The sequence below is a fragment of the Kutzneria sp. 744 genome, assembly GCF_000568255.1.
Taxonomy (GTDB): domain Bacteria; phylum Actinomycetota; class Actinomycetes; order Mycobacteriales; family Pseudonocardiaceae; genus Kutzneria.
Genome location: NZ_KK037166.1, coordinates 1,587,450 through 1,588,867 on the forward strand (window position 1 = coordinate 1,587,450; position 1,418 = coordinate 1,588,867).

Consider the following 1,418-nt stretch of genomic DNA (forward strand, 5'->3'; position numbering starts at 1 on the left):
CGGCAGCGACGCTACGGCCAGGCCGGGTGCGGCGGTAGCGAACTTCAGATGTTCCCACTGGTTGGCTGCGTGCGCCTGGCCACCCAGCACCCAAAGTGTGCACGAATGGTCCAGCCGGGTGTGACGCGCTTCTCCGTGCCCACGCCAAAAGACGGCCGCGCCGATACCGCGGCGCGGCCGTGCTTGAGCCGATGCGTCCCCCTCGGCTGCGCCGAACGGCGCAACCTCCGGGCCGACCCTCCCGATGTCGACCCGGCTTCCCCCAGTGCCGGCTGCGGCCTAGAGGTCCAGGGCGAACGCCGCCGAGTTGACCGGCGCGCAGGGCCAGACCTGACCGCAGTCCGTGCAGTGCTCACCGGCGCGGACGTGCGCGTTGAGCACATCCGCGGCGACGTGGTGATAGGAGTCGAGCAAGGCCTCGAGGCCGCGCTCGCTGCTGGGAGTGGCACCGGGGTGCTGTACCGAGAGCACCATCCGTGCTCACCGCCTTCCGAGTTAACCCCTCAACTGCTCTGTTGAGGTGTGGCAGCCGCCACAACGATTACCATCCGCGCATGACCCGTCAAGGACATCCGCCATCCGGCGGAGAATTGTGACAGCCACTCTGTGGTGTGATGACGCAGAGCAACCGCCGTTCGGTTCACTCGCCCGGGCGGCCACGCTCCGCACACGGATGTGTGCGACGACGACGTCCGGGTGGTAGACGAGCGACACGGCTCAAGATCCGTCTACTCTCACAGCATGGGGCCAACCGCCGCGACGGAGACCTTCGTGGGACGGCACGGAGACGTCGCCCTGCTCGGTCGGCTGCTGCGTGAGGTGGTCGCCGGCCGCGGCCAGTCCGCCCTGGTCGAGGGCGATCCCGGCATCGGCAAGTCGGCCCTGCTGGCCGTCGGCCTGCGCACCGCCCGCGACCTGGGCTGCGAGGTCTTCTGGGCCGCCGCCGACGAGCTCGGCCAACCCTTCCCGCTGCGCGCCGTGCTGGACTGCCTCGACGTGATCGGCCGGGCCGAGGACCCGTGGCGGGCCGGCATCATCCGGCTGCTGCGGCAGGAGCACTCCCCCGGCGTGACCGGCACCGGCGACGCCGTGCTCGGGGCGGCCGAGCAGCTGCTGGCCCTGGTCGACCGGGCGTGCGAGACCAAGCCCGTGCTGATGGTGCTGGACGACATGCAGTGGGCCGACAGCGCCAGCCTGCACGTGTGGCACCGACTGTCCCGTGCCACCGAGCAGCTCCCTTTACTGCTGGTCGGCGCCTACCGGCCGGTGCCTCGGCGCACCGAGCTGGACCAGTTGCGGCGCAGCTTCTCGGCTCGTGGCGGCGTGCAGCTGGAGTTGTCACGGTTGGCGGCCGACGAGGTGTCCGAGCTGATCGCCGTGCGCACCGGCGGGCGTGAGGTCGGGGCCGAGCTCACTCG

At 70.8% G+C, this 1,418-nt stretch carries 2 protein-coding genes; one reads left to right on the forward strand and one right to left on the reverse strand.

Going from position 1 to position 1,418, the window contains the following annotated elements; all coding sequences use genetic code 11:
- Window positions 1-279: 279 nt before the first annotated feature.
- Window positions 280-474, reverse strand: a complete 195-nt coding sequence (locus KUTG_RS06975) for a hypothetical protein (protein WP_043715751.1) — start codon at window positions 472-474, stop codon at window positions 280-282.
- 267 nt (window positions 475-741) lie between these two features.
- Between KUTG_RS06975 and KUTG_RS53045 the strand changes: the two genes are divergently transcribed.
- Window positions 742-1,418, forward strand: a 677-nt coding sequence (locus tag KUTG_RS53045) for an AAA family ATPase (RefSeq protein ID WP_157495522.1), incomplete at its 3' end; no start/stop codon positions are given.

Coding starts and splice junctions, on each gene's coding strand:
- KUTG_RS06975 (WP_043715751.1), bottom strand. CDS start 474: ATGGTGCTCTCGGTACAGCACCCCGGTGCCACTCCCAGCAGCGAGCGC.